This window comes from Vibrio sp. 1078-1 (genome assembly GCF_033340475.1).
This window is the reverse complement of record NZ_JAWOWM010000660.1, coordinates 1-575: the sequence shown is the minus strand read 5'-3', so window position 1 is coordinate 575 and position 575 is coordinate 1. Positions and strand designations below refer to the sequence as shown.

Here is a 575-nt window from a genome sequence, read left to right as displayed (position 1 = left end):
TGGTATGGGTACAGAGATCGAAAAAGAGTTTACCGCTCTTGAGATTGGTAAAGGTCGAGTGGTACGCAAAGGTGAAAAGGTGGCAATCCTGAGCTTCGGTACTTTCTTACCGAATGCACTAGAAGCAGCTGAAAACCTCAATGCAACGGTTGCTGATATGCGTTTCGTCAAACCTCTTGATGAAGCATTGATTCGCCAACTCGCTGATGAACATGACGTTCTTGTCACACTAGAAGAGAACGCAATCGCAGGTGGTGCTGGCGCAGGTGTAGTTGAGTTCATGATGAAAGAGAAAATCATCAAACCAGTACTCAATCTTGGTTTACCTGATAAATTCATCCATCAAGGTACTCAAGAAGAGCTTCACGAAGAACTTGGTTTAGACGCAAAAGGGATTGAAAAATCCATTGCGGAATACCTTGCGAAGTAAGCAATTAAATAGCAAAAAGGGATGCCAATGGTATCCCTTTTTAATTCTTGTTGTTCTTCGAGTGATAGGTGATGTACTAACTCATCCAACCCGCATACTTTGCAACGAGAAACAAAGCAATAGCAGCCATAATCCCCGCCACAAT

General features: G+C 43.0%; 1 protein-coding gene. It reads left to right on the top strand.

Annotated elements, in window-relative coordinates; genetic code table 11:
* Positions 1-430 (top strand): transketolase C-terminal domain-containing protein (locus R7190_RS29360; protein ID WP_318138137.1); only part of this gene is annotated, 430 nt, incomplete at its 5' end.
* Between the last annotated feature and the right edge of the window lie 145 nt (positions 431-575).